This window comes from Mesorhizobium quangtriensis (assembly GCF_040081925.1).
GTDB classification, from domain to species: Bacteria; Pseudomonadota; Alphaproteobacteria; order Rhizobiales; family Rhizobiaceae; genus Mesorhizobium_K; species Mesorhizobium_K quangtriensis.
In genome coordinates this window covers 506,560-528,606 of record NZ_JBEBMF010000003.1, presented here as the reverse complement: position 1 = coordinate 528,606, position 22,047 = coordinate 506,560, and the positions used below count along the sequence as shown (strand labels likewise).

The 22,047-nt window shown below is 62.2% G+C and carries 33 protein-coding genes; 1 reads left to right on the top strand and 32 read right to left on the bottom strand.

Annotation, left to right across the window (positions count from 1 at the left end):
- Window positions 1–23: 23 nt before the first annotated feature.
- From crcB to ABMA32_RS18375, 3 genes are all read right to left on the bottom strand, one after another.
- On the bottom strand, window positions 24–401 hold the full coding sequence (gene crcB, locus ABMA32_RS18385; RefSeq protein WP_349015237.1) for a fluoride efflux transporter CrcB: 378 nt from the start codon (window positions 399–401) through the stop codon (window positions 24–26).
- 600 nt (window positions 402–1,001) lie between these two features.
- Window positions 1,002–2,315, bottom strand: a complete 1,314-nt coding sequence (locus ABMA32_RS18380) for a replication-associated recombination protein A (RefSeq protein WP_349015236.1) — start codon at window positions 2,313–2,315, stop codon at window positions 1,002–1,004.
- A gap of 12 nt (window positions 2,316–2,327) precedes the next feature.
- A complete protein-coding gene (locus ABMA32_RS18375; protein ID WP_349015235.1) occupies window positions 2,328–3,800 on the bottom strand; it encodes a DegQ family serine endoprotease in 1,473 nt (490 codons plus the stop codon).
- Between the two features lie 294 nt (window positions 3,801–4,094).
- Here ABMA32_RS18375 and ABMA32_RS18370 point away from each other — a divergent pair, with 294 nt between their 5' ends.
- Window positions 4,095–5,255, top strand: a complete 1,161-nt coding sequence (locus ABMA32_RS18370; RefSeq protein ID WP_349015234.1) for an acyltransferase family protein — start codon at window positions 4,095–4,097, stop codon at window positions 5,253–5,255.
- Window positions 5,256–5,313: 58 nt separating this feature from the next.
- Here ABMA32_RS18370 and rplQ read toward each other — a convergent pair whose 3' ends face one another.
- The 29 genes from rplQ to tuf form a co-directional block, all read right to left on the bottom strand.
- Window positions 5,314–5,742, bottom strand: coding sequence for a 50S ribosomal protein L17 (rplQ, locus tag ABMA32_RS18365; protein WP_349015233.1), 429 nt, complete (start codon window positions 5,740–5,742; stop codon window positions 5,314–5,316).
- Window positions 5,743–5,860: 118 nt separating this feature from the next.
- Window positions 5,861–6,871, bottom strand: a complete 1,011-nt coding sequence (locus ABMA32_RS18360; RefSeq protein WP_349015232.1) for a DNA-directed RNA polymerase subunit alpha — start codon at window positions 6,869–6,871, stop codon at window positions 5,861–5,863.
- A gap of 118 nt (window positions 6,872–6,989) precedes the next feature.
- Window positions 6,990–7,379 (bottom strand): 30S ribosomal protein S11, encoded by a 390-nt coding sequence (gene rpsK, locus ABMA32_RS18355; RefSeq protein ID WP_121581801.1) that lies wholly within the window; start codon window positions 7,377–7,379, stop codon window positions 6,990–6,992.
- A 105-nt stretch (window positions 7,380–7,484) separates the two neighbouring features.
- A complete protein-coding gene (gene rpsM, locus ABMA32_RS18350) occupies window positions 7,485–7,853 on the bottom strand; it encodes a 30S ribosomal protein S13 (RefSeq protein ID WP_349015231.1) in 369 nt (122 codons plus the stop codon).
- Between the two features lie 199 nt (window positions 7,854–8,052).
- Window positions 8,053–8,958 (bottom strand): DMT family transporter, encoded by a 906-nt coding sequence (locus ABMA32_RS18345; protein ID WP_349015230.1) that lies wholly within the window; start codon window positions 8,956–8,958, stop codon window positions 8,053–8,055.
- Window positions 8,959–9,001: 43 nt separating this feature from the next.
- Window positions 9,002–9,592, bottom strand: coding sequence for an adenylate kinase (locus tag ABMA32_RS18340; protein ID WP_349015229.1), 591 nt, complete (start codon window positions 9,590–9,592; stop codon window positions 9,002–9,004).
- The gene (gene secY, locus ABMA32_RS18335; protein WP_349015228.1) at window positions 9,589–10,929 is read right to left on the bottom strand and encodes a preprotein translocase subunit SecY; all 1,341 of its coding nucleotides are present in this window, start codon (window positions 10,927–10,929) and stop codon (window positions 9,589–9,591) included. The genes ABMA32_RS18340 and secY overlap by 4 nt, the downstream gene beginning before the upstream one ends.
- Window positions 10,930–11,071: 142 nt before the next feature.
- Entirely contained in the window at window positions 11,072–11,548 is a 477-nt protein-coding gene (rplO, locus tag ABMA32_RS18330; protein ID WP_349015227.1) for a 50S ribosomal protein L15, read from the bottom strand.
- A 23-nt stretch (window positions 11,549–11,571) separates the two neighbouring features.
- Entirely contained in the window at window positions 11,572–11,766 is a 195-nt protein-coding gene (rpmD, locus tag ABMA32_RS18325; protein ID WP_292771753.1) for a 50S ribosomal protein L30, read from the bottom strand.
- A 23-nt stretch (window positions 11,767–11,789) separates the two neighbouring features.
- Window positions 11,790–12,359, bottom strand: coding sequence for a 30S ribosomal protein S5 (gene rpsE / locus ABMA32_RS18320; protein ID WP_349015226.1), 570 nt, complete (start codon window positions 12,357–12,359; stop codon window positions 11,790–11,792).
- Window positions 12,360–12,429: 70 nt separating this feature from the next.
- The gene (gene rplR / locus ABMA32_RS18315) at window positions 12,430–12,789 is read right to left on the bottom strand and encodes a 50S ribosomal protein L18 (RefSeq protein ID WP_349015225.1); all 360 of its coding nucleotides are present in this window, start codon (window positions 12,787–12,789) and stop codon (window positions 12,430–12,432) included.
- A gap of 121 nt (window positions 12,790–12,910) precedes the next feature.
- Window positions 12,911–13,444, bottom strand: coding sequence for a 50S ribosomal protein L6 (rplF, locus tag ABMA32_RS18310; protein ID WP_292771747.1), 534 nt, complete (start codon window positions 13,442–13,444; stop codon window positions 12,911–12,913).
- Between the two features lie 34 nt (window positions 13,445–13,478).
- Entirely contained in the window at window positions 13,479–13,877 is a 399-nt protein-coding gene (gene rpsH / locus ABMA32_RS18305; protein WP_292771745.1) for a 30S ribosomal protein S8, read from the bottom strand.
- A 13-nt stretch (window positions 13,878–13,890) separates the two neighbouring features.
- Window positions 13,891–14,196 (bottom strand): 30S ribosomal protein S14, encoded by a 306-nt coding sequence (rpsN, locus tag ABMA32_RS18300; protein ID WP_292771743.1) that lies wholly within the window; start codon window positions 14,194–14,196, stop codon window positions 13,891–13,893.
- Between the two features lie 25 nt (window positions 14,197–14,221).
- Window positions 14,222–14,815 (bottom strand): 50S ribosomal protein L5, encoded by a 594-nt coding sequence (gene rplE, locus ABMA32_RS18295; RefSeq protein ID WP_349015224.1) that lies wholly within the window; start codon window positions 14,813–14,815, stop codon window positions 14,222–14,224.
- On the bottom strand, window positions 14,808–15,119 hold the full coding sequence (gene rplX / locus ABMA32_RS18290) for a 50S ribosomal protein L24 (RefSeq protein ID WP_292771739.1): 312 nt from the start codon (window positions 15,117–15,119) through the stop codon (window positions 14,808–14,810). Before rplX ends, rplE begins: the two co-directional genes overlap by 8 nt.
- Before the next feature lie 11 nt (window positions 15,120–15,130).
- Window positions 15,131–15,499 (bottom strand): 50S ribosomal protein L14, encoded by a 369-nt coding sequence (rplN, locus tag ABMA32_RS18285; protein WP_024924768.1) that lies wholly within the window; start codon window positions 15,497–15,499, stop codon window positions 15,131–15,133.
- Between the two features lie 68 nt (window positions 15,500–15,567).
- Window positions 15,568–15,807 carry a 30S ribosomal protein S17 gene (rpsQ, locus tag ABMA32_RS18280; protein ID WP_349015223.1) on the bottom strand — a complete coding sequence of 80 codons (240 nt, stop codon included), beginning with the start codon at window positions 15,805–15,807 and terminating at the stop codon, window positions 15,568–15,570.
- Window positions 15,808–15,817: 10 nt separating this feature from the next.
- On the bottom strand, window positions 15,818–16,018 hold the full coding sequence (gene rpmC, locus ABMA32_RS18275; protein ID WP_292771733.1) for a 50S ribosomal protein L29: 201 nt from the start codon (window positions 16,016–16,018) through the stop codon (window positions 15,818–15,820).
- 14 nt (window positions 16,019–16,032) lie between these two features.
- On the bottom strand, window positions 16,033–16,446 hold the full coding sequence (rplP, locus tag ABMA32_RS18270; protein ID WP_292771731.1) for a 50S ribosomal protein L16: 414 nt from the start codon (window positions 16,444–16,446) through the stop codon (window positions 16,033–16,035).
- A 28-nt stretch (window positions 16,447–16,474) separates the two neighbouring features.
- Window positions 16,475–17,185 carry a 30S ribosomal protein S3 gene (gene rpsC / locus ABMA32_RS18265; protein ID WP_292771729.1) on the bottom strand — a complete coding sequence of 237 codons (711 nt, stop codon included), beginning with the start codon at window positions 17,183–17,185 and terminating at the stop codon, window positions 16,475–16,477.
- A complete protein-coding gene (gene rplV, locus ABMA32_RS18260) occupies window positions 17,185–17,574 on the bottom strand; it encodes a 50S ribosomal protein L22 (RefSeq protein WP_292771727.1) in 390 nt (129 codons plus the stop codon). Before rplV ends, rpsC begins: the two co-directional genes overlap by 1 nt.
- 2 nt (window positions 17,575–17,576) lie before the next feature.
- On the bottom strand, window positions 17,577–17,855 hold the full coding sequence (gene rpsS, locus ABMA32_RS18255) for a 30S ribosomal protein S19 (RefSeq protein ID WP_239370770.1): 279 nt from the start codon (window positions 17,853–17,855) through the stop codon (window positions 17,577–17,579).
- A gap of 16 nt (window positions 17,856–17,871) precedes the next feature.
- Window positions 17,872–18,705 (bottom strand): 50S ribosomal protein L2, encoded by an 834-nt coding sequence (gene rplB, locus ABMA32_RS18250; RefSeq protein ID WP_292771722.1) that lies wholly within the window; start codon window positions 18,703–18,705, stop codon window positions 17,872–17,874.
- Between the two features lie 22 nt (window positions 18,706–18,727).
- Complete coding sequence (locus tag ABMA32_RS18245) at window positions 18,728–19,021, bottom strand: 50S ribosomal protein L23 (RefSeq protein ID WP_349015222.1); 294 nt, start codon at window positions 19,019–19,021, stop codon at window positions 18,728–18,730.
- Entirely contained in the window at window positions 19,018–19,638 is a 621-nt protein-coding gene (gene rplD, locus ABMA32_RS18240; protein WP_292771719.1) for a 50S ribosomal protein L4, read from the bottom strand. The genes ABMA32_RS18245 and rplD overlap by 4 nt, the downstream gene beginning before the upstream one ends.
- Window positions 19,639–19,640: 2 nt before the next feature.
- Window positions 19,641–20,354: a 50S ribosomal protein L3 gene (rplC, locus tag ABMA32_RS18235; protein WP_292771717.1), complete on the bottom strand. Its 714-nt coding sequence runs from the start codon at window positions 20,352–20,354 to the stop codon at window positions 19,641–19,643.
- A gap of 98 nt (window positions 20,355–20,452) precedes the next feature.
- A complete protein-coding gene (gene rpsJ, locus ABMA32_RS18230) occupies window positions 20,453–20,761 on the bottom strand; it encodes a 30S ribosomal protein S10 (RefSeq protein ID WP_007066362.1) in 309 nt (102 codons plus the stop codon).
- A gap of 68 nt (window positions 20,762–20,829) precedes the next feature.
- Window positions 20,830–22,005, bottom strand: a complete 1,176-nt coding sequence (gene tuf, locus ABMA32_RS18225) for an elongation factor Tu (RefSeq protein WP_349015221.1) — start codon at window positions 22,003–22,005, stop codon at window positions 20,830–20,832.
- Window positions 22,006–22,047: the final 42 nt, after the last annotated feature.

Here is a 22,047-nt window from a genome sequence, read left to right as displayed (position 1 = left end):
ACCTTCAAGCGCGGGCAATAGCATCAGCCGACCGCTCTTGCGAGCCACATTCCAACGAAGATCGCAGCGATCGCCCCGACGACGCTGGCGACCGCATAACCAACGGCAGGCAACGCTTCTCCGCGCTCCCACAGGGTCGCGAAATCGAGCGAGAAGGCCGAGAAGGTCGTGAACCCGCCCAGGATGCCCGTCGCCACGAACAGGCGCAGTTCGCTGGAGGCATTGAAGCGCCGGGCAAGCAGTTCGATGAACAAGCCCATCGCGAACGATCCCGCTATGTTGATCGCCATCGTGCCCCAAGGAAAATTCGAGCCCAACAGCCGCAGGCTCGCCAGATTCACCAGGTGACGAAGTGCTGCGCCGATGGCGCCGCCGACAGCGACGAGGATGAGATGGAGCATCGAACTTGTATCGCCTTGCTGCACCTATTCGTCAACGCATCAACTAGGTGTCAAATAGGTCTCTTCTGAAGCGGGGCGGGGAAGGAAGCGGCTTTTCGGCCAGTCTTAACACCGGAATATCTGCTGGACGGTTCACTCTGCTAGTTGTTTTGGGATGTCGCCTTTTAACGACAGCCAGTTCCAGCGCGTTAAACAGTTTGGTCATGGACCATTGTTGTGGCCTGGTGACAACGCGGACTGCTGAAAAATAACTGGATTCAATAAATTCGGCGATCGAAAGCCTGCCCTTGGCTAAGTTGCATTCCCGGCAGCAGGGAATCGTGACGACACCTCCCTCCGCCTTGGGGATGAGATGATCTTTTGTAGAACATGTCTTTGCATTTGAGGGGCCCTTGCGAGTCCTCATCTTCCGGCCACAATAGGCGCACCAGCCCCGACAGCCATCTGTCCACCAGCTTTCAGCCATAGCCTGCGCTCCACACTGGCATACCAAGCCAAGATCGCTCTCAATATTCAGTAAGCATATGCAGATTTAAGTCGAGGAAAATCAGAGCGACAAAAATTGCTTTAATTTATTTCAGTCCGATAACATTGGTACTTCTATCTTTCCCGTTCGCGCCTGATCTTCGACCAGTAGTCGAGACGTTTGCGGATTTCTCGCTCGAAGCCGCGCTCGGGCGGGTCGTAGAAGGTCTGCCGGCCCATCTTTTCCGGGAAATAGTCCTGGCCGGAAAAGGCTTCCGGCTGGTCGTGGTCGTACTGGTAGCCTGCGCCGTAGTCTTCTTCCTTCATCAGCTTGGTCGGCGCGTTGAGGATGTGCTTTGGCGGCAGCAGGGAACCGAACTCCTTGGCGGCGCGTGTTGCAGCCTTGTAGGCGGTGTAGACGGCGTTGGATTTCGGTGCGGTCGCGAGATAGACGGCCGCTTCGGCAAGCGCCAGTTCACCTTCGGGCGACCCTAGATAGTCGTAGGCGTCCTTGGCCGCGAGCGCAACGACCAGCGCCTGCGGGTCGGCGAGGCCGATGTCCTCGGCTGCCATCCGCACCAGCCGGCGGCCGAGATAGAGCGGGTTCTCCCCGGCATCCAGCATGCGCGCGAGATAATAGAGCGCCGCATCCGGATCGGAGCCGCGCACCGACTTGTGCAGCGCCGAGATCAGATTGTAGTGGCCGTCCTGGCCCTTGTCGTAAACCGGCGCACGTCGCTGGACGACGCGCTGAAGCGCATCGGCGTCGAAAACCTCTCCCGGCCTCGCGGCGCGCCACACTTCCTCGGCAAGCGTCAGCGAGGCGCGGCCGTCGCCGTCGGCCATCCTGATCAGGACCGCCCTCGCCTCTTCATCGAGCGGAAGCGGCCTCCCCTCTACTTCCTCGGCATGGGCGAGCAACTTGTGCAGGCTGTCCTCGCCGAGCGTGTGGAAGACCAGCACGCGGGCGCGCGACAGCAGCGCGGCGTTCAGCTCGAAGGACGGGTTTTCCGTGGTCGCGCCGACGAGCACGACGGTGCCATCCTCCATCACGGGCAGGAAACTGTCCTGCTGGGCGCGATTGAAGCGATGGATTTCGTCAACGAACAACAACGTCTGGCGACCGTTCTGGCGGCGCAGGCGCGCGGCCTCGAACACCTTCTTCAGGTCGGCGACGCCTGAGAAGATCGCGGAAATCTGCTCGAACGCCAGATTGGTTTCGCCCGCCAGCAGGCGCGCTACGGTCGTCTTGCCGGTGCCGGGTGGCCCCCAGAAAATCATCGATCCGAGGGAGCCGGACTGGATGAGCCGCGTGAGCGCGCCGTCCTCTCCGGTCAGGTGTTCCTGACCCACCACCTCGCCGAGCGTCTTCGGACGTAACCGCTCGGCAAGCGGCGCTCCGGTTGCCTTGGCCGGCTTTTGGTCGTCAGCGCCGAAGAGATCGGCCATTGCGCCTCGCCATCAGAACCGCAGCGTCTGGCGCAGCAGCTTGCCGTCGCGCTCGACCGTGAAGCGCCACCAACGCGACTGGGACTCTGCGATCTCCCGGAGTTTGGCCGCGGTGTCGATTTCCTCGCCGTTTATCTCACGCACAATGTCGCGTGGCAGGAAGCCGAACCGCGCGGCGGGGGAACCGCCGTCGATGTCGACCACGGCGACGCCCTTGATGTCCGCGTCGAGACCGAGGCGCTGGGCGAGGCGCGGCGACAGTTCCGCGACTTTGGCACCGGCAAAGGGCGTGCGGCCGCGGATGGTGACCGGCTCGGCGGCTGCGCCTTCAGGGGCGCGGATCAATTGCACGGTGAGGGTTTTTTCCTCGCCCTGGCTGAGGACGGTCAGTTCTACCGTGGTGTCGATGCTCTGGGTAGCAAGACGATAGGCAAGCGCATCCGAATGCTCGATGGCGCCGCCGTTCATGGAAAGCACTACATCGCCCGCGCGCAAACCGCCCTTTGCGGCGGGGCCGTCCGGCTCGACGGACGACACAAGCGCGCCGACCGGACGCGGCATGGCGAGCGCTTCTGCGATCTGCGCCGACACCTCTTCGAAATCCGCACCGATGTAGGGGCGTTCAAAGAAATCGCTGCCGTTCGCGGCCGCCTGCGTAACCGCGCGCACCATGTTGGACGGAATAGCGAAACCGATGCCGATGGAGCCGCCGCTGCGGCTGAAGATCGCCGTGTTGATGCCGACCAGCTGGCCGCCCATGTTGATCAGCGCGCCGCCGGAGTTGCCGGGATTGATCGCCGCGTCAGTCTGGATGAAGAAGCCGAAATCCGACACGCCGACATGGCTGCGCGCAAGGGCCGACACGATGCCGCTGGTCGTCGTCTGGCCAACCCCGAAGGGGTTGCCCACTGCGAGTACGAGGTCGCCGACCTGGAGCGCATCGGAATCGCCGATCGGGACAACGGGGAAAGGCTCGGGCGAGTCGATCTTCAGCACTGCCAGATCGAGCGACTCGTCCTGCAACAGCACCTTGCTCGTGAACTCGCGACCGTCGGACATCGCCACCTTCACCTCGTCCGCGCCACGGATGACATGGTGGTTGGTGACGACAAGCCCGCTGGCGTCCACGATGACGCCCGAGCCCAGCGAATTCTGTTCGCGAGGGCGCATCTGCCGGCCGAAGAACTGTTCGAAGAAGGGATCGCCCTCGAACGGCGAGCGGGCCTCGCGTGGCTTCTTCGACGCATAGACGTTGACGACCGCAGGCGCGGTTTCCTTGACCAGGGGGGCAAAGGAAAGCTGCATCTCTTCACGACCGAAGGGCACTCGCCTTTCCGGACCCTCGGCCCCGTCTGAGCCGCGCAGCAGGTCGGTCAGGACGTCGCTGAGCCCCTCGCCTTCCTGCGCGAACGCACTGTTCGCTACGGCCGCCGCGCCGGCAACACACAGACCAAGTAGCAAAAAAACAATTCGCGTCGCGCGCATTCGAATCCCTCAAGCCATTCGGCAGAACGGATGCCATTTTCCCGAGGAATGTGCAAAATAAATGGCTTGGATGAATACCGTTGCGTCTGATCTAGACGGGGCGCTCTCCAATCTCCCCCGATCATGCAGGTGGATGTGCTAAACGCAGGGCTTGCGCGCTTCTGCACCGCCCCAAACAGCACACTCGCGCCGGCCTAGCGCTGGGGCATTAACCGCCGCTACGAATTTCCGCTGATTTGTGCAGCGCACATGCTAAATCTCGGTTGAAATTCCGGCATTCCCGAGTCCCCGCGCATGAGCCACATCGCTTCGGTAAACGACCGCCGCACGGCGACCGATCTGGCGACGATTCAACCGAGGTCAAAGCCCCGAGAACACATCGCCTACATCGAATATTTCCGCGCAATGGCGATCCTGATGATCATCAGCGGTCATACCTTCGTGCTCGCATGGAGCCATTTCGCGGACGAAGACCCGACAACTGCCGGACTGTCGTTTCTCAATGTCGTTCCTTCGCTGATCAACAGCGGCACGGCCTATTTCGTCTTCATCTCCGGCTTCCTGTACGGACAGGTATTCTTCGATCGCATGCCGTTCGCTGAGTTCATGCGGCGGAAGGCGCTCTATATCGGCCTGCCCTATCTCTGCATGGGCCTTCCAGTGGCTCTTGCAGAAATCGCATCCGGAACCTTCTCCATCACGATGATGAAGGACGGCGTTGCTTATCCGCAGAACAGCTTCGTCGACCTGGTCGTGCTGATGGCGACCGGCCGGATGGTGAATGCCTACTGGTACATCCCCTTCATCTTCCTCGTATTCCTGGCCTCGCCGCTTTTCGATCGCTTCATCCGCCTGCCGGCGCACCTGCGCTTCGGCATCGTGGCGGCCGCCTTCGTGGTCGCCATGTGGGTCCATCGGCCGATCGGAAACCTCAACCCGTTCCACAGCTTCCTCTACTTCGCGAACATCTACATGTTCGGCATGCTGTTCTGCGAGCACCGGCACAGGATCATGGCCTATGTGGCCCGTCCTCTGCCGGTGGCGCTGCTTGCCTGCCTAATCCTCGCGATCGCCTTCGCACAGGCTCTCGTCTTCAACGATACGAGCAATATCGAACGCGCGCCTGGCGACGGATGGATGCCGCTCGGTTTCGACCTGATGCTGATCCAGAAATATGTCGGCTTCTTCCTGTTCTGCGGCTTCTTCGCCTTATGGGGCGGATACGCGGCCAAGCCGCTCCGTTATCTCGCGCACAACAGCTTCGGGCTCTATTTCGTGCACGCGATCGTCATCGCGGTGCTGATGCGGATGCCCATGGCGCTATCCCCGCATGTCGGCGAGCCGATCACCGATTTCCTGCTCTACTTCAGCGCCGTGCTTGCGATCAGCCTGATGACAATCGAGCTCGGAAAACGGCTGCTTGGCAAATGCAGCCGCTACATCATCGGCTGCTGAGGCTCCAAAACAAAAGGGGCCCGAAGGCCCCTTTAAACTCTCGATCCGAAAACCGGGATCAGGCGGCTTCGGACTCTGCTGCGTCTTCTGCTTCAGCACGGGCGCGGTCGCCGGCGCCCTTCGCCGACGTGTCGCGATCGACGAACTCGATCACGGCCATGGCGGCGTTGTCGCCCTGACGGAAACCGGCCTTCATGATGCGCAGGTAGCCGCCGTTGCGGGTGGCGTAGCGCGGGGCGATGACGTCGAACAGACGCTTCACGACGTCGTCGTTGCCGATCTGGGCAATGACCTGACGGCGAGCATGCAGGTCGCCGCGCTTGCCGAGCGTCACCAGCTTCTCGACGATCGGACGCAGGTCCTTCGCCTTTTCGAGCGTGGTGGTGATCTGCTCGTGCTCGATCAGCGACACCGAGAGGTTGGCGAACATGGACTTGCGGTGGCTTACGCTGCGGGCAAAACGACGGCCTCTAAAACCGTGGCGCATGGCTGTCTTCCTTCTTTCAGTTGTTCAAGAGGCCACGGCCTCTGATGGTTTTCCGCATGGCCGTCGGACCGGACCAGCCGGTCCTCGGCACCATGCTCTACTCAGGCTTTATTCAGGCTCAGTACTGGTCTTCGTAACGCTTTGCGAGGTCTTCGATGTTCTCCGGCGGCCAATCCGGCACTTCCATGCCGAGGTGGAGACCCATGGCCGCCAGCACTTCCTTGATCTCGTTCAGCGACTTGCGGCCGAAGTTCGGGGTGCGCAGCATCTCGGCTTCGGTCTTCTGGATCAGGTCGCCGATGTAGACGATGTTGTCGTTCTTCAGGCAGTTGGCCGAACGGACAGAAAGCTCGAGCTCGTCGACCTTCTTGAGCAGCGCCGGGTTGAAGGCGAGCTCGGTGACCGCCTCGGTCGCGACTTCCTTCTGCGGCTCGTCGAAGTTGACGAACAGGCCAAGCTGATCCTGCAGGATGCGCGCGGCGAACGCCACGGCGTCCTCGCCGGTCACCGAACCGTTGGTCTCGATGGTCATGGTCAGCTTGTCGTAGTCGAGAACCTGCCCCTCGCGGGTGTTCTCGACCTTGTAGGAGACCTTCTTGACCGGCGAGTAGAGGCTATCGACGGGGATGAGGCCGATCGGCGCATCTTCGGCGCGGTTGCGGTCGGCGGGAACGTATCCCTTGCCGGTGTCGACCGTGAACTCCATGCGGATCTCGGCGCCCTCGTCGAGGGTGCAGATCACATGGTCTGGGTTGAGGATTTCGACATCGCCGACGGTCTGGATGTCACCGGCGGTGACGGCGCCCGGACCCTGCTTGCGCACAACCATGCGCTTGGGGCCGTCGCCTTCCATCTTGATGGCGATTTCCTTGATGTTCAGGACGATGTCGGTCACGTCCTCGCGGACGCCCGAGATCGAGGAGAATTCGTGCAGCACGCCGTCGATCTGAACGGCGGTGACGGCAGCGCCCCGCAGCGACGAGAGCAGAACACGGCGAATGGCGTTACCGAGCGTGAGGCCGAATCCGCGCTCCAGGGGTTCGGCGACGAGTGTCGTCAGCGTCTTGCCCTTCGACGAGAAGTCGATCTTGTTCGGCTTGATGAGTTCCTGCCAGTTTTTCTGGATCATGGTATTTCCTTCCGTTGTGCCGTCACTATCCAATCGTGCCGGTCGCCATGGAAGCCGTGGAGGAGCGCCAGCCTTTGCCCTTGGGCTTTAGCTGGAGCTCGCGCGGCGGTTCTAGAACTTAGACGCGACGCTTCTTGCGCGGGCGGCAGCCATTGTGCGGGATCGGCGTCACGTCGCGGATCGAGGTGATCGTGAAGCCGCCGGCCTGCAGAGCGCGAAGCGCCGACTCACGGCCGGAACCGGGTCCGCAAACCTCGACTTCGAGCATGCGCATGCCGTGTTCCTGCGCCTTCTTGGCAACGTCCTCGGCAGCCATCTGGGCCGCGAACGGTGTCGACTTGCGCGAACCCTTGAAGCCCTGAGCACCGGCCGACGACCAGGCAATCGTATTGCCCTGCGCGTCGGTGATGGTGATCATCGTGTTGTTGAAGGTAGAGTTCACGTGGGCGGTGCCCGACGAGATGTTCTTGCGTTCGCGACGGCGGACGCGTCCGGCTTCCTTGGCCATATGGTAGTCCTTTCGTTCGATATCAACGCCGCCGTAATGCCAGCGGCTACACCATGGTCGACGGTAATCGGCCGAAGCCGGCCGCCGACCAGATTCCTAAAATTGTTACTTCTTCTTGCCTGCGATCGCCTTCGCCGGACCCTTGCGGGTGCGGGCGTTGGTGTGCGTACGCTGACCGCGCACGGGCAGGTTGCGACGATGACGAAGGCCACGATAGGAGCCGAGGTCCATCAGACGCTTGATGTTCATCGAGGTCTCGCGGCGCAAATCGCCTTCGACCTGGTAGTCGCGGTCGATCGTCTCGCGGATCTGGAGCACTTCGGCGTCGGTCAACTGGTTGACGCGACGGTCAGCCGGGATGCCGACCTTGTCGACGATCTCCTGAGCGAACTTCTTGCCGATGCCGTGAATGTACTGAAGCGCGATCACGACGCGCTTGTTGGTCGGTATGTTGACGCCAGCTATACGGGCCATCTTCATCTCCATGTAGGCCGGGTCTAGCTTCGCTGGCCGGCGGGTTATCATTGACCCGCGTCCGGTGGAGGCCGGCCCTTGCGGGTATCTTCCAATCAAAAAAACGGCCACACTCCGAAGGAGCGGCCAGTCCACTTGTCAGGAAGATGTCGGGCACATAGTCGAGTGGCAGGGTTCTGTCAACCGGCACGTGGGAAAGCTAGCCGTGCCCCGGCAATGTGGTGTCCAGATTGGGCTCACGGTGACGCCAAGGCACCAGACCCAGAACCAGAATACAGCCGGAGATGATGACGACGCCGCCAAAGAGCTGGATCAGCGTCAACGGCTCGTCGAGAATCAGCCCCCCGATAAGCACAGCGACCACAGTCACAGCGAACTCGACGCTGATGGCGCGAGTGGGGCCAATCCTCGAAACCAGCCGGAAATAGATGACGTAGGTCAACGCACTCGCGATTCCGGCGAGCACAAGGAGGTGCAAGAAGTCACTCGGCCCGGGCAGCGCAGGGATAGGCACCACGAGGATAAACGGCAGCGCCATCACGCCACCCGTCAGGAATGCTGCTGACGTCACCTCCCAAGGGTCGGTCTCGGCGAGATTCCGGCTCACGTAGTTGCTGCCGAGGGCGGCAAAGAGCGATCCTGCAAGCGATACGAGGCAGTCGAAAACGAACCGCCACGTCAACGGTACGGCCGGGAAGCCGACGAGCAGAACGATGCCAACGGTGCCCAGCAGCAGGCCGGCGACCCGCTGGCGCGTGATCTTCTCGATACCCCAAGCCTGGGCGATGAGCATGGAAAAGAGCGGAATCGCGGCTACCATGATCGCGGCCATCGCGGTGCCGATGCGCGGCGTGGCGTAGGAAAGGCAGATCAGCTGGCCTGCAACCGTCGTCGCGCCGACCGCGAAATAGTGTTTCCCGCCGGAGTCGAAATGGATGCGCCTGCGACGCCGGGCGATCAGCCACAGCAGGCCGCCGGCGAGTATGCCGCGGAACGAAACGGCCGCCGCCCAGCCGAAGGCGTCCACAACGCGCACGAGAATAACAAAAGAAGCGCCCCAGGCGACCGCCAGGAACACGTAGGAAACGATGTCCCTTGGAGCCATGTCGACGCCCCTCTCGCTCGCGAGGGCTAAAGGGGATTGAGGATCAGCGCTTGTGTGCGCCGAGAATCTTCTCAATCTGGGCGGTCACGTCGTCGATGTCGGCCATCCCGTCGACCTGCTTGAGCAGTCCCTTGGCGTAGTAGTAGCCGATCAGCGGCGCGGTCTTCTTGTAGTATTCGCGCAGGCGCTCCGGGAACACGGCCGGGTCGTCGTCCTTGCGGACCGGCTTGCCAGCGGCCTTGGTTTCCTCGGCGCGCTTGGCGATGCGGCCGACGAGGGCCTTGTCGTCAACAACGAGTTCGATCACCACGTCGAGGTTGAGGCCGCGATCCGACAGCATCTTCTGGACGGAATCAGCCTGTACCAGGGTCCGTGGATAGCCGTCGAGGATGAAACCCCTGGCGCAATCGGGCTGGTCGATGCGTTCGGCGACGATTGCGTTGACGATGTCGTCGGACACCAGCTCGCCGGCGTCCATGACGGCCTTGGCCTTCAGACCGACGGGGGTCTGCGCCGCAACGGCCGCACGCAGCATGTCTCCGGTGGAGAGCTGAGGTGTTCCGTGCTTTTCGACCAGTCGCTGTGCTTGCGTCCCCTTGCCCGCCCCTGGCGGCCCAAGCAGTATGAGCCTCATCGTCCCCTCTTCCCCCCACGCAGCTTCGACTTCTTGATCAGCCCTTCATACTGGTGCGCAATCAGGTGTCCCTGGACCTGCGCCACCGTGTCGAGCGTTACACTGACCACGATCAGAAGCGAAGTACCACCAAGGTAGAAAGGTACGCCAGTCGCCGAAATGAGGAATTCTGGCAGCAAGCAGACCAGCACGAGATAGATTGCGCCGACCACCGTGATGCGGGTCAGGACGTAATCGATGTATTCGGCAGTGCGCTCGCCCGGACGGTAGCCCGGTATGAAGCCCGAATGCTTCTTCAGCTGGTCGGCCGTGTCCTTCGGGTTGAAGACGATTGCCGTGTAGAAGAACGCGAAGAACGCGATCATCGCGGCGTACAGGAACATGTAGAGCGGCTGTCCGTGGCCGAGCGCCGCGAGCATGGTGGATGCCCATCCCGGCATTTCCGTCGTGGCGGAGAAGCCTGCGACGGTCGCCGGCAGCAGAAGCAGCGAAGACGCGAAGATCGGCGGGATAACGCCAGCGGTGTTCAGCTTCAGCGGCAGGTGCGAGGTATCGCCCTGGAACATGCGGTTGCCAACCTGGCGCTTCGGATACTGGATCAGCAGGCGGCGCTGGGCGCGCTCGAAGAACACGATCAGGCCGATGACCACGACCGCCAGAACGATGATGCCCAGGATGAGGCCCGTCGACAGCGCGCCGGTGCGGCCAAGTTCGAGCGTACCGGAAATCGCTCCCGGCAGGCCGGCCACGATACCAGCGAAGATGATGAGCGAGATACCGTTGCCGATGCCGCGCGCGGTGATCTGCTCGCCGAGCCACATCAGGAACATGGTGCCGCCGACCAGCGTGATGACGGCGGTGATCCGGAAGAAGAGGCCGGGATCGCTAACGATGCCATTGCCACTCTCAAGCCCGATCGAAATACCGTAGGCCTGCACGATCGCGAGCAGCACGGTGCCGTAGCGAGTGTACTGGTTGATGACCTTGCGGCCCTGTTCGCCTTCCTTCTTCAGCGCCTCGAGCGACGGGACGACCGACGTCATGAGCTGCATGATGATGGAGGCGGAAATGTAAGGCATGATGCCGAGCGCGAAGATCGCCATACGCTCGACCGCGCCGCCCGCGAACATATTGAACATGCCGAGCACGCCAGCGGACTGCTGGCTGAAAGCCTGGGCGAATGCGTCGGGATTAATGCCCGGAAGCGGAATGTAGGTACCGAGACGGTAAACGAGGAGAGCGCCGAGGGTAAACCAGATGCGCTTCTTGAGATCCTCTGCCTTGGCAAAGGCTGCAAAATTCAAATTGGATGCAAGTTGTTCTGCAGCCGATGCCATGAAATTCTCCGCTTGATCGCGCCGGGCTGCGTCTCTCGGAATCGTTCCCGGGCATGCGCATCGCCGAGGCTTCGAGATAGGCTCCGGGCGACGAAGTTGCAAGCGGCGGCATCCCCTTGCCGCCGCTTGTCAGAAGTGCCCGTTACTCGGCAGCTTCCGCCTTGGCGGGAAGCTTGACCGAACCCCCGGCCTTCTCAACCTTTTCGATGGCCGCCTTGGAGGCGCCAGCGACGTCGAAGGTGAGCTTCGACTTGATATCGCCGTCGGCGAGCAGGCGGACACCGTCCTTGGCGCGGCGGATGATGCCAGCCTTGATGAGCGCTTCCGCGTTCACGGTCTCTTTCGCATCAAGCTTCTTCGCATCGACGGCCGTCTGGACGCGGCCAACCGACACAGTGACGAAGTCCTTGGCGTTCGGGTTCTTGAAGCCACGCTTCGGCAGGCGGCGATAGAGCGGCATCTGGCCGCCTTCGAAGCCGTTGATGGCAACGCCGGAGCGTGCCTTCTGGCCCTTCACACCGCGACCGGCCGTCTTGCCCGAGCCGGAACCGATGCCGCGCCCGAGGCGCTTGCGCGAATGTGTCGCGCCCTCGTTGTCACGCAGTTCGTTGAGTTTCATCGTCTTTCTCCTCGCACCCTGCCCTATTTCTCTTCGACGACGCGAACGAGATGGGAAACGGCTGCGATCATGCCGCGAACCGAAGGGGTATCCTCCAGCGTGCGGCGGCGGTGCATCTTGTTGAGGCCGAGACCGACCAGCGTCGCGCGCTGCTCCTTCGGCCGGCGGATCGGCGAACCGATCTGCTCGATGGTAACGGTTTTCGTGTTCTTAGCCATGGTGCTTGTCCTCTGGCTCCGGCCTACTCTTCAGCCGCAACCGCGCTGCCGCGGCGAGCCTGGAGGGTCGAATACTTAATGCCGCGCTGCGCAGCCACATCCTTCGGATGCAACTGGCTCTTCAGGGCGTCGAACGTGGCGCGGACCATGTTGTACGGGTTCGAGGAACCCATCGACTTGGCGACCACGTCATGCATGCCGAGCGTCTCGAAGACGGCGCGCATCGGGCCACCGGCGATGATGCCAGTACCGGGCTTGGCGGCGCGCAGCAGAACCTTGCCTGCTCCGTGACGGCCTTCGACGTCGTGATGGAGGGTGCGACCCGAACGCAGCGGCACGAAGATCAGATCGCGCTTGGCAGCCTCGGTGGCCTTGCGGATGGCTTCCGGCACTTCGCGCGCCTTGCCATGACCAAAGCCGACGCGGCCCTTCTGGTCGCCGACGACGACGAGAGCAGCGAAGCCGAAGCGGCGACCACCCTTGACGACCTTGGCGACGCGGTTGATGTGGACCAGCTTGTCGACGAACTCGCTGTCGCGCTCCTCGCGGTCCCGACCGCGATCGCGGCCGCCTTCTCTACGTTCCTGTGCCATATCCTGTCCTTGTTCTTTTCCGGAAGCACGGGTTGAAATTGCCGGCCCTTCATGAAGGCCGGCGGCGAAATCAGAAGCTGAGGCCGGCCTCGCGGGCGGCGTCGGCAAGCGCCTTGACGCGGCCGTGATAGATGTACGGGCCACGATCGAACACGACTTCCGTCACGCCAGCCTTGGCGGCGCGCTCTGCAACCAGCTTGCCGACAGCGGCAGCGGCAGCGGTGTCGGCGCCGGTCTTGAGCGAACCCTTCAGGTCCTTCTCAAGCGTCGAGGCGGAAGCGACCGTGTGGCCCTTGGCGTCGTCTATGATCTGCGCATGGATGTTCTTGGAGGAACGGTACACCGAGAGGCGCAGGCGGCCATTGGCCACGGCCTTGATCTGACGGCGGATGCGCTGCGCGCGGCGCTGGGTGGTTTCCTTGGAAGCCATTGTCTGTTGTCCTTGCCTTCATTTAACCGGGGGCCGCCTTGTGCGGAAGGTTTCGAACCTCCCGCGGCTGAGCCCCCGTGGCGTTGATTTCGGTGAATGGCGGCAACCGCCATGCGCCAAATTACTTCTTCTTGCCTTCCTTGCGCACGATGCGCTCGTTGGCATACTTCACGCCCTTGCCCTTGTAGGGCTCGGGACCGCGATACTTGCGGATCTCGGCGGCGACCTGGCCGACCTGCTGCTTGTCGATGCCCGACACCGTGATCTCGGTGGGCTTGCCGACCGCGATCGTGATGCCCTGCGGGGTCTCGTAGACCACGTCGTGGCTGAAGCCAAGCGCAAGCTGCAGGTTCTTGCCCTGCATCGCGGCGCGATAGCCGACGCCGTTGATCTCGAGCTTCTTCTCGAAGCCGTCCTTCACGCCCGTCAGGATGTTGACGATCTGGGTGCGGGACATGCCCCACTTGGAACGCGAAGCCTTGGACTGGTCGCGCGGATCGACGGAGATGTGGCCGTCTTCCAGCTTTACCAGAACCTCGTCGTTGACGACGAACTTCAGCTCACCCTTGGGGCCTTTTGCCGTAACCGTCTGGCCGTTGACCGTCGCGGTCACGCCGGCGGGGACGGATACGGGTTTCTTGCCAATACGAGACATTGTCGTCTCCTCGTTTTCTTTTTCGTTCAGCCGATCAGAAGATCTGGCAGAGGATTTCGCCGCCGACGTTCTGCTCGCGCGCTTCGTGGTCGGCCATGACACCCTTCGGAGTCGAAAGGATGGCGATGCCGAGGCCATTGGCGACCGACGGAATCGACTTGGCCGATACGTAGACACGGCGGCCAGGCTTCGACACGCGGGCGATCTCGCGGATCACCGGAGCGCCGTCGAAATACTTCAGCTCGATCTCGAGTTCGGACTTGCCATTGTCGAAATCGGTCTGGCTGTAGTCGCGGATGTAGCCTTCCGACTTCAGCACGTCGAGTACGCGGGCGCGCAGCTTCGACGCAGGGGTCGAAACGGTCGACTTCTTGCGGCCATAAGCGTTGCGGATACGGGTCAGCATATCGCCGAGAGGATCACTCAAAGACATGTGTCAGTCCTCCTTACCAGCTGGACTTGACGAGGCCCGGGATGACGCCCGAGTTGCCGAGTTGACGGAGCGCGACGCGCGACATGCCGAGCTTGCGATAATACGCACGCGGACGGCCGGTCACTTCGCAACGGTTACGGATGCGGATCTTCGCGCCATTGCGCGGCATTGCCGACAGCTTGAGCTGGGCGCGGAAACGCTCTTCAAGCGGCTTCGACTGATCCATCACGATCGCCTTCAGCGCCTTGCGCTTGGCGGCGTCGCGCGCGGTCAGCTTGCGGCGGCGATTGTTCTTCTCGACTGAGCTGGTCTTTGCCATTCAGATTTTCCTTTGCTCGCTGCCGTTACTGCCGGAAGGGGAAGTTGAAGCCCTTGAGCAATGCCCTGGCTTCGTCGTCCGTCTTGGCTGTCGTACAAACGATGATGTCCATGCCCCAGATCTGATCGACCTTGTCGTAGTTGATCTCCGGGAACACGATGTGCTCCTTGATGCCCATGGCGTAGTTGCCACGGCCGTCGAAGCTCTTCGGGTTCAGGCCGCGGAAGTCGCGAACGCGCGGCAGCGCGATCGTGACCAGACGGTCCAGGAATTCGTACATACGCTCCTTGCGGAGCGTAACCTTGGTGCCGATCGGCATGTTCTCGCGAACCTTGAAGCCGGCGATCGACTTGCGGGCACGGGTAACGACCGGCTTCTGGCCGGCGATCAGCGCAAGATCCTCGGCCGCGACCGAAGGCTTCTTGGAATCGGCCGTGGCTTCGCCAACGCCCATGTTCAGCACGATCTTGTCGAGACGCGGAACTTCCATCTCGTTGCCGTAGTTGAACTGCTCCTGAAGGGCCTGACGGATCTTCTCCTCATAGACCTTCTTGAGGCGCGGCTGGTTGGCGGCCTTCGCCTGTGCCTGCGATCCGGCCTTTGCTGCTGCCTTAGCCATTGATGACTTCTCCCGAGCGCTTGGCGATACGCACCTTCTTGTCGCCGTCAACGCGGAAACCGACGCGGGTCGGCTTGCCGTCCTTGGGGTCGGCGATCGCGAGATTCGACAGGTGGATCGGCGCTTCCTTGGTGATGATTCCGCCTTCTTGAGACTGGCTCTGCTTCTGGTGGCGGCGAACCTGGTTCACGCCACGCACGACGGCCTTGTCTTCCTTCGGCAGGACCGACAGCACCTCGCCGGTGCGGCCCTTGTCCTTGCCGGCCAGGACGACGACCTTGTCGCCTTTTCTGATCTTCTGCATTTTTCCGGTCCTTACAAAACTTCAGGCGCCAGCGAGATGATCTTCATGTGGTTCTTGGCGCGGAGTTCGCGCGGAACCGGCCCGAAGATACGGGTGCCGACTGGCTCTTTCTTGTTGTCGACCAGAACAGCCGCGTTCTTGTCGAAACGGATCACGCTGCCGTCCGGGCGGCGGATGTCCTTGGCCGTGCGAACCACGACCGCCTTCATCACATCACCCTTCTTCACGCGGCCGCGCGGAATGGCTTCCTTGATCGAAACGACGATGATGTCGCCGACCGAGGCATACTTCCGCTTCGAACCGCCCAGCACCTTGATGCACATGACACGACGGGCGCCGGAGTTGTCCGCGACGTCGAGGTTTGTTTGCATCTGAATCATGACTGGCCGCCTTCTTCTTTCACCGGGAACCGGCTCGCGCCCTCCCCGTCAAATCCAATTATTGTTCTTCAGGCCTGTGCGTCGGTGACAACGACCCAGCGCTTGTCCTTGGAGATCGGCTTCGATTCCTGGATGAACACCTGGTCGCCTACCTTGCAGGCGTTGTTCTCGTCATGCGCCTTATACTTCTTGGTCGAACGCACGGTCTTCTTCATCACCGGGTGCGTGAAGCGACGCTCGACCTTGACGACAACCGTCTTCTCGTTCTTGTCGCTGACGACGGTGCCCTGCAGAATGCGCTTTGGCATGGTCTTTTCCTTATGCCTTCTTGGCCGAGGCTTTTTCGGCGGCGATGGTCTTGATGCGCGCGATGTCCTTGCGGACCTGCTTGACGCGAGCGGTCTTCTCGAGCTGGCCGGTTGCCTTCTGGAAGCGCAGGTTGAACTGCTCCTTCTTGAGGCTTGCCAGCTCGTCGTTGAGCTGGTCGGCGGTCTTGGTCCTGACTTCGGAGGCCTTCATGATGGCGTCCCTTCCTATTCTGCGATGCGCTGAACGAAGCGCGTCTTGACCGACAGCTTGGCAGCGCCAAGGCGCAGGGCCTCACGGGCGACCTCTTCCGAGACGCCGTCGATCTCGAACATAACGCGGCCGGGCTTGACGCGGCAGGCCCAGTAATCGACGCCGCCCTTGCCCTTACCCATGCGGACTTCGGTCGGCTTCGAGGTCACCGGAACGTCCGGGAACACGCGGATCCAAACGCGGCCGGCGCGCTTCATCTCGCGGGTGATCGCGCGGCGGGCCGCCTCGATCTCACGCGCGGTGACGCGGTTGGGCTCCAGCGCCTTCAGCCCGAAGCCGCCGAAATCCAGATTGGTGCCGCCCTTGGCGACGCCGTGGATACGGCCCTTGAACTGCTTGCGGAATTTCGTGCGCTTTGGCTGCAGCATCTTTCGTTACTCCAATTCCCTTCGCCGATCAGGCGTTTTCGCGTTCGCGGCGGCGCGCGGACGGCTGCTGGTCGCCCTCGGTCGCGCGGCGCTCGGACGCCATCGGGTCGTGTTCCAGGATCTCGCCCTTGAACACCCAAACCTTGACGCCGCAGATGCCATAGGCGGTCTGGGCCTCGGCCGTGCCGTAGTCGACATCGGCGCGCAGGGTGTGCAGCGGCACGCGACCTTCGCGATACCATTCCATGCGGGCGATTTCGGCACCGCCAAGACGGCCCGAGCAGTTTATACGGATGCCTTCCGCACCCAGACGCATCGCCGACTGCACGGCGCGCTTCATGGCGCGGCGGAACGCGATACGGCGCTCGAGCTGCTGTGCGATCGACTGTGCGATCAGCGTGGCATCGATCTCCGGCTTGCGAACCTCAACGATGTTGAGGTGCGTCTCGGACTTCGTCATCTCGGTCAGCTTCTTACGAAGCTTCTCGATGTCGGCGCCCTTCTTGCCGATGATCAGGCCCGGGCGGGCGGCGTGGATCGTGACGCGGCACTTCTTGTGGGGACGCTCGATCACGACCTTGGAGATCGCGGCCTGCTTCAGTTCCTTCTCAAGATACTCGCGGATCTTGATGTCCTCATGCAGGAGCTTGGAATACTCGCCGGTGTTTGCGTACCAGCGAGAGTCCCAGGTGCGGTTGATGCCGAGGCGGAAGCCGATCGGATTGATTTTCTGACCCATTATGCGGCCTCCTCTTTGGCCTCGACCTCACGAACGACGATCGTGAGGTGCGAAAACGGCTTCTCGATGCGGCTGGCGCGGCCACGGCCACGGGCGTGGAAGCGCTTCATGACGATCGACTTGCCGACGTAGGCCTCGGCCACGATCAGCGCATCGACATCGAGGTCGTGGTTGTTTTCCGCGTTGGCGATCGCCGATTCCAGCGTCTTCTTCACGGTCCCGGAGATACGCTTGCGCGAGAACTCGAGATCGTTGAGAGCAGCCGCGACCTTCTTGCCGCGGATCAACTGCGCAACGAGGTTGAGCTTCTGCGGGCTGATACGGATCGTGCGCAGAACGGCACGCGCCTCGTTGTCAGCAAGCCTGCGCGGAGCTTTGGCCTTGCCCATCTTTATTTCCTCTTCGCCTTCTTATCCGCGCCGTGACCGTAATAGGTCCGGGTCGGAGCGAACTCACCGAACTTGTGGCCGACCATGTCCTCGTTCACCGAGACCGGGACATGCTTCTGACCGTTGTAAACGCCGAAGGTGAGCCCGACGAACTGCGGCAGGATGGTGGAGCGACGGCTCCACATCTTGATCACTTCCGAGCGGCCGCCCTCACGGACCTTATCCGCCTTCTTGAGCAGATAGCCGTCGACGAACGGGCCTTTCCAGACTGAACGTGTCACTTCTGACTACCTCTTCTTACTTCTTGCGCTGATGGCGCGAGCGGATGATGAACTTGTCAGTCGACTTGTTCGAACGCGTCTTCTTGCCCTTGGTCGGCTTGCCCCACGGGGTAACCGGATGACGGCCACCCGAGGTGCGGCCTTCACCACCGCCGTGCGGATGGTCAACCGGGTTCATGACAACGCCGCGATTGTGCGGGCGCTTGCCCATCCAAACCTTGCGGCCGGCCTTGCCGAGATTGATGTTGCCGTGGTCGGGGTTCGACACCGCACCCACCGTGGCGATGCACTGGCCGGAGACGATGCGCTGCTCGCCCGAGTTGAGACGCAGGATCGCCATGCCCTGGTCGCGACCGACCAGCTGGGCGTAGGAGCCCGCCGAACGAGCGATCTGGCCGCCCTTGCCCGGCTTCATCTCGACATTGTGTATGATCGTGCCGACCGGCATCGCTGCCAGAGGCATCGCATTGCCGGGCTTCACGTCGACCGATTCACCGGCAATGATCTTGTCGCCAGGAGCCAGACGCTGCGGCGCGATGATGTAGTTCAACTCGCCGTCGTCATACTTGATCAGCGCGATGAACGCGGTGCGGTTCGGGTCGTACTCGATGCGCTCGACAGTCGCGGCCACGTCGAACTTGCGACGCTTGAAGTCGATGATGCGGTACGAGCGCTTGTGACCGCCGCCAATGAAGCGAGCCGTGATGCGGCCGTAGTTGTTGCGGCCGCCCGACTTGGTCAGGCCTTCCGTCAGGCCCTTGACCGGCTTGCCCTTGTAGAGGGCCGAACGGTCGACCAGCACCAGCTGGCGCGTGCTCGGCGTTACGGGGTTGTAGGTTTTCAATGCCATCTTCTTATCCTCGCCCCTTTATTCAGAGGCCCGTGGCGACGTCGATCGAATGACCGTCGGCCAGGGTGACCACCGCCTTCTTGACATCGCTCTGACGGCCAACCGTACCGCGGAAGCGCTTCACCTTGCCCTTGCGGACGAGCGTGTTGACGCCTGTGACCTTGACGCTGAACAGCGCCTCGACTGCAGCCTTGATCTCAGGCTTGGTCGCATTTTTGGCGACGTTGAACACGACCTGGTTCTGCTCGGAAGCCATGGTCGACTTTTCGGTGATCGCCGGGCTGACGATCACGTCGTAGTGGCGAAGGTCAGTCATTTAAAGCGCTCCTCGAGAGCCTCGACGGCGGCCTTGGAAAGGACCAGCGTGCCGCGGCGCAGAATGTCGTAGACGTTGATGCCCTGGATCGGCAGCACGTCGATGTTCGGGATGTTGGTCGCGGCCCGCTTGAAGTTCTGGTCGAGCTCGGCGCCGCCGATGACCAGAGCGTTGGACAGACCAAGCTTCTCGAAGCTGGCGACCAGCGCCTTCGTCTTGGCCTCGGCAAGAGCCAGATCATCAACGATGATGATGCTCTCGGACTTCGCCTTGGCCGACAGCGCATGCTTCAGGCCGAGCGCGCGGACCTTCTTGGGAAGATCGTGCTCGTGGCTGCGAACGACCGGGCCGTGAGCCTTGCCGCCGCCACGGAACTGCGGAGCGCGCGCCGAATGGTGACGGGCGCGGCCCGTACCCTTCTGCTTGTACATCTTGGCGCCGGTGCGGGCGATTTCCGCACGGCCCTTGGCCTTGTGCGTGCCCTGCTGCTTCTTGGCCAACTGCCAGCGAACGACGCGCTGCAGGATGTCCTCGCGCGGATCGAGACCGAAGATCTCTTCGTTCAGCTTCAGCTTACCGGCGTCTTTGCCGGCGAGGGTTGTGATCTTGAGATCCATTGTCATGCTCCCTCGGCGACGGTTTCGGCCTTGGCGTCAGCCTTGGCACGGATCGCGGCCGGCTTCGGCGCATCCTTCGGCAGTTCGGCCTTGGCCGCGTCGCGCACAAAAATCCATGCGCCCTTGGTGCCGGGAACGGCGCCACGGATCAGGATCAGGCCGCGGTCAGCGTCGGTCGAGACGACCTCTACGTTCTGCGTGGTCACGCGGGTCGCGCCCATGTGGCCGGCCATCTTCTTGCCCTTGAACACCTTGCCGGGGTCCTGGCGCTGGCCGGTCGAACCATGCGTACGGTGCGACACGGAGTTACCGTGGGTCGCACGGCCACCGCCCATGTGGTGCCGCTTGATGACGCCCTGGAAGCCCTTGCCGGTGGTGGTGCCGGTGACGTCGACCTTCTGGCCGACGACGAAGTGCTCGGCAGTGATCTCGGAGCCGACGTCGATGAGGTTCTCGGGGCTCACGCGGAACTCGGCGAGCTTGGCCTTCGGCTCGACGGAAGCCGTCGCGAAGTGACCCCGCATGGCCTTCGACGTGTTCTTCACCTTCGCGAGCCCAACGCCGAGCTGGACGGCCGTGTAGCCGTTCTTCTCCTGCGTGCGCTGCGCCACGACCTGCAGGTTCTCCACGCGGAGAACAGTGACCGGAACATGCTCGCCGGCGTCGTTGTAGACGCGGGTCATGCCGACCTTCTGTGCAATTACACCTGAACGCATTTTTTCGTTCTTCCTTCAGAGGAGCCTTCGGCGAACCTAGGGCTCATGTCCTTTCCAGGTTTCCCTGTCGGGGCTATGCCCCTTCTCGCCGCTTTGCCTTAGAGCTTGATCTCGACGTCCACGCCGGCAGCGAGGTCGAGCTTCATCAGCGCGTCCACGGTCTGCGGGGTCGGGTCGACGATATCGAGCAGGCGCTTGTGGGTACGCATCTCGAACTGTTCGCGGCTCTTCTTGTCGATGTGAGGCGAGCGGTTGACCGTGAACTTCTCGATACGGGTCGGCAGCGGAATGGGGCCACGAACATTGGCGCCGGTGCGCTTCGCCGTCGAGACGATCTCGCGCGTCGATGCATCGAGCACGCGATGATCGAACGCTTTAAGTCGGATGCGGATATTTTGCCCGTTCATCTTGTCGTTCCTTGTTCTGGCGCGGCGCGGGCGATACCCCGCCCGCGACAGATCTGGTTTTCTTGTTCTTACTCGATGATGGAAGCGACGATGCCGGCGCCGACGGTGCGGCCGCCTTCGCGGATGGCGAAGCGCAGGCGCTCTTCCATCGCGATCGGCACGATCAGCTGCACGTCGACCGTCACGTTGTCGCCGGGCATCACCATCTCGGTGCCGGCTGGCAGCGTCACGATGCCCGTCACGTCCGTCGTGCGGAAGTAGAACTGCGGACGGTAGTTCGTGAAGAACGGCGTATGACGGCCACCCTCTTCCTTCGTCAGGATGTAGGCTTCCGCCTTGAACTTCGTGTGCGGCGTCACCGAACCCGGCTTGGCCAGAACCTGGCCGCGCTCCACGCCCTCACGATCAACGCCGCGCAGAAGCGCGCCGATGTTGTCGCCGGCCTGGCCCTGGTCGAGCAGCTTGCGGAACATCTCGACGCCCGTGCAGGTCGTCTTCGTCGTCGGGCGGATGCCGACGATCTCAAGCTCCTCGCCGACCTTGACGATGCCGCGCTCGACGCGACCCGTCACCACCGTGCCGCGGCCCGAGATCGAGAACACGTCCTCGATCGGCAGCAGGAACGGCTTGTCGATCGGACGCTCAGGCGTCGGGATGTAGGCGTCGACCTCGGCCATCAGCTTGCGGATCGCGTTCTCGCCGATCTCCTTGTCGCCGTCGTTCAGCGCAACAACAGCCGAACCCTTGACGATCGGAATGTCGTCGCCGGGGAATTCGTACTTCGACAGAAGCTCGCGAACCTCGAGCTCGACCAGCTCGAGCAGCTCGGCGTCATCGACCAGGTCGACCTTGTTCAGGAACACCACGATCGCCGGAACGCCAACCTGGCGGGCGAGCAGGATGTGCTCGCGCGTCTGCGGCATCGGGCCGTCGGCGGCCGAAACGACCAGGATCGCGCCGTCCATCTGCGCAGCACCCGTGATCATGTTCTTCACATAGTCGGCGTGGCCGGGGCAGTCGACGTGCGCATAGTGACGGTTCTCCGTCTCGTACTCGACATGCGCCGTCGAGATCGTGATGCCGCGAGCCTTCTCCTCAGGCGCAGCGTCAATCTGGTCATACGCCTTGAACTCGCCAAAATACTTCGTGATCGCCGCCGTCAGCGACGTCTTGCCATGGTCAACGTGACCAATCGTGCCAACATTCACATGAGGCTTGGTGCGCTCAAATTTACCTTTTGCCATTTGAGGTCTCCGTTCCTGCTGCCCAACTGTGGGCGAAAATTA

What these genes read in the sequence shown, in the direction of transcription:
- ABMA32_RS18375 (WP_349015235.1), bottom strand. Translation starts at nt 3,800, where the DNA reads ATGCGCGCGACGCGAATTGTTTTTTTGCTACTTGGTCTGTGTGTTGCC.
- rpsJ (WP_007066362.1), bottom strand. Translation starts at nt 20,761, where the DNA reads ATGAACGGGCAAAATATCCGCATCCGACTTAAAGCGTTCGATCATCGC.
- ABMA32_RS18345 (WP_349015230.1), bottom strand. Translation starts at nt 8,958, where the DNA reads ATGGCTCCAAGGGACATCGTTTCCTACGTGTTCCTGGCGGTCGCCTGG.
- rpsC (WP_292771729.1), bottom strand. Translation starts at nt 17,185, where the DNA reads ATGGGTCAGAAAATCAATCCGATCGGCTTCCGCCTCGGCATCAACCGC.
- rpmC (WP_292771733.1), bottom strand. Translation starts at nt 16,018, where the DNA reads ATGAAGGCCTCCGAAGTCAGGACCAAGACCGCCGACCAGCTCAACGAC.
- rpsH (WP_292771745.1), bottom strand. Translation starts at nt 13,877, where the DNA reads ATGTCTTTGAGTGATCCTCTCGGCGATATGCTGACCCGTATCCGCAAC.
- ABMA32_RS18380 (WP_349015236.1), bottom strand. Translation starts at nt 2,315, where the DNA reads ATGGCCGATCTCTTCGGCGCTGACGACCAAAAGCCGGCCAAGGCAACC.
- rplN (WP_024924768.1), bottom strand. Translation starts at nt 15,499, where the DNA reads ATGATTCAGATGCAAACAAACCTCGACGTCGCGGACAACTCCGGCGCC.
- rplP (WP_292771731.1), bottom strand. Translation starts at nt 16,446, where the DNA reads ATGCTGCAGCCAAAGCGCACGAAATTCCGCAAGCAGTTCAAGGGCCGT.
- rpsM (WP_349015231.1), bottom strand. Translation starts at nt 7,853, where the DNA reads ATGGCCCGTATAGCTGGCGTCAACATACCGACCAACAAGCGCGTCGTG.
- rplQ (WP_349015233.1), bottom strand. Translation starts at nt 5,742, where the DNA reads ATGCGCCACGGTTTTAGAGGCCGTCGTTTTGCCCGCAGCGTAAGCCAC.
- ABMA32_RS18360 (WP_349015232.1), bottom strand. Translation starts at nt 6,871, where the DNA reads ATGATCCAGAAAAACTGGCAGGAACTCATCAAGCCGAACAAGATCGAC.
- rplX (WP_292771739.1), bottom strand. Translation starts at nt 15,119, where the DNA reads ATGCAGAAGATCAGAAAAGGCGACAAGGTCGTCGTCCTGGCCGGCAAG.
- rpsN (WP_292771743.1), bottom strand. Translation starts at nt 14,196, where the DNA reads ATGGCAAAGACCAGCTCAGTCGAGAAGAACAATCGCCGCCGCAAGCTG.
- rplD (WP_292771719.1), bottom strand. Translation starts at nt 19,638, where the DNA reads ATGGATCTCAAGATCACAACCCTCGCCGGCAAAGACGCCGGTAAGCTG.
- ABMA32_RS18245 (WP_349015222.1), bottom strand. Translation starts at nt 19,021, where the DNA reads ATGACTGACCTTCGCCACTACGACGTGATCGTCAGCCCGGCGATCACC.
- rplC (WP_292771717.1), bottom strand. Translation starts at nt 20,354, where the DNA reads ATGCGTTCAGGTGTAATTGCACAGAAGGTCGGCATGACCCGCGTCTAC.
- rplR (WP_349015225.1), bottom strand. Translation starts at nt 12,789, where the DNA reads ATGGCTTCCAAGGAAACCACCCAGCGCCGCGCGCAGCGCATCCGCCGT.
- ABMA32_RS18370 (WP_349015234.1), top strand. Translation starts at nt 4,095, where the DNA reads ATGAGCCACATCGCTTCGGTAAACGACCGCCGCACGGCGACCGATCTG.
- secY (WP_349015228.1), bottom strand. Translation starts at nt 10,929, where the DNA reads ATGGCATCGGCTGCAGAACAACTTGCATCCAATTTGAATTTTGCAGCC.
- rplF (WP_292771747.1), bottom strand. Translation starts at nt 13,444, where the DNA reads ATGTCTCGTATTGGCAAGAAACCCGTATCCGTCCCCGCCGGCGTGACC.
- rpsE (WP_349015226.1), bottom strand. Translation starts at nt 12,359, where the DNA reads ATGGCACAGGAACGTAGAGAAGGCGGCCGCGATCGCGGTCGGGACCGC.
- rplO (WP_349015227.1), bottom strand. Translation starts at nt 11,548, where the DNA reads ATGAAACTCAACGAACTGCGTGACAACGAGGGCGCGACACATTCGCGC.
- rplE (WP_349015224.1), bottom strand. Translation starts at nt 14,815, where the DNA reads ATGGCTAAGGCAGCAGCAAAGGCCGGATCGCAGGCACAGGCGAAGGCC.
- ABMA32_RS18340 (WP_349015229.1), bottom strand. Translation starts at nt 9,592, where the DNA reads ATGAGGCTCATACTGCTTGGGCCGCCAGGGGCGGGCAAGGGGACGCAA.
- rpsK (WP_121581801.1), bottom strand. Translation starts at nt 7,379, where the DNA reads ATGGCCAAGGAAGCCGGACGCGTCCGCCGTCGCGAACGCAAGAACATC.
- rplV (WP_292771727.1), bottom strand. Translation starts at nt 17,574, where the DNA reads ATGGGCAAGGCCAAAGCTCCGCGCAGGCTTGCTGACAACGAGGCGCGT.
- rplB (WP_292771722.1), bottom strand. Translation starts at nt 18,705, where the DNA reads ATGGCATTGAAAACCTACAACCCCGTAACGCCGAGCACGCGCCAGCTG.
- tuf (WP_349015221.1), bottom strand. Translation starts at nt 22,005, where the DNA reads ATGGCAAAAGGTAAATTTGAGCGCACCAAGCCTCATGTGAATGTTGGC.
- rpsQ (WP_349015223.1), bottom strand. Translation starts at nt 15,807, where the DNA reads ATGCCAAAGCGCATTCTGCAGGGCACCGTCGTCAGCGACAAGAACGAG.
- rpmD (WP_292771753.1), bottom strand. Translation starts at nt 11,766, where the DNA reads ATGGCTAAGAACACGAAAACCGTTACCATCGAGCAGATCGGTTCGCCG.
- crcB (WP_349015237.1), bottom strand. Translation starts at nt 401, where the DNA reads ATGCTCCATCTCATCCTCGTCGCTGTCGGCGGCGCCATCGGCGCAGCA.